The following is a 1,150-nucleotide window of genomic DNA, read 5'->3' as shown; positions in this document are numbered from 1 at the left end:
GCCCATGCTTTTGGCTTTGCCATTGATGGAAAAACTCTGCTCCAATTTGTTCTGGAAAGGGTACTGAAGCCTGCTACTTCCTCAAAAGGGCGCTCAGCAATGGTTTTACTTTTTTTTAAACATGATTATAGATTTAAAAATTTAGCTACAAATTAATAAATCTATTATATTTACAAAAAGGAAAGACGTACTGAAGTTTTCAGGAGGGCTTCCGACCGGTAGGGAGGATTCGTTCAACACACCGTATATAATTTATTGCTGGCTTTTTGCTTACTTACGAAAGTCCTCGCGGATTTTCTTTACCCGTAATTACTTACTAAATTAGTTGCTTAAATCACGCAACAAACCATATACAACAACGTTGGCAACAAGCTGTAAAATTCGTCAATTAAAGAAAATTAGAGGATTAAATTGATAATTTTGTATCTTTGATAAAAAGCTGAATAAAATGAATTTAGAAGCTCGAAAAATAGAATTTGTACAAGAATTTTTAAAACTTCAAAGCGAAGAAGCGGTTTCACGTCTCGAAAAAATATTGAGAAAAGAAAAAAATACTTCAGACGAGCGAATATTTGAACCTATGACTCAAGAGGAACTGAATAAAAGAATTGACAAATCGGAATCTGATTTCCGAAACAATCGATTTAAAAACAGTTCTGAACTTTTAGCAAAATATGAATAATGACATTGAAAATTATTTGGTCTGAATTTGCTGAAACTCAACTTGACGAAATCTACGAATATTACAAAAAGGAAGCCAGTACAAGAATTGCCAAAAAACTTCTGAAAGGAATTATCAACGAACCAAAAAAGTTGATAAAAACACCATTAATTGGACAAGAAGAAGAATTACTAAAACAAAGAGAAATTCATTATCGATATTTAGTATTCGAAAACTATAAACTGATTTATTCTGTGGATACGGAAAACGGATTTATAAAAATTGCTGACGTTTTTGATACACGACAAAATCCACCAAAAATAAAACGGACAAAATAAAAGCCAGTTGCCAGTCGAGTAGGCAAAGGGGAATTTCACCCCTAAACCTGGATCAAGTCATAAAGTTGTGGGATTTTAAGATTATGCATAAATTGTTGTAAGTCTATATAGGAAGAACTCTACGTTTCTAACCCCTCTGAACTGCGCTCTA

Annotated in this window: 2 protein-coding genes; both read left to right on the top strand. The window is 33.0% G+C overall.

Annotated features, from left to right (window positions below):
• The first annotated feature begins 448 nt into the window (after window positions 1-448).
• Window positions 449-682, top strand: coding sequence for a hypothetical protein (locus ACFFU9_RS10640; RefSeq protein ID WP_379861421.1), 234 nt, complete (start codon window positions 449-451; stop codon window positions 680-682).
• Entirely contained in the window at window positions 682-999 is a 318-nt protein-coding gene (locus ACFFU9_RS10635) for a type II toxin-antitoxin system RelE/ParE family toxin (protein WP_379861420.1), read from the top strand. Before ACFFU9_RS10640 ends, ACFFU9_RS10635 begins: the two co-directional genes overlap by 1 nt.
• Window positions 1,000-1,150: the final 151 nt, after the last annotated feature.

Source organism: Mariniflexile ostreae (genome assembly GCF_042427585.1).
Taxonomy (GTDB): Bacteria; Bacteroidota; Bacteroidia; order Flavobacteriales; family Flavobacteriaceae; genus Pseudalgibacter; species Pseudalgibacter ostreae.
Note: the sequence above shows the minus strand (reverse complement) of the source record. Positions and strands in the feature narration are given on the sequence as shown.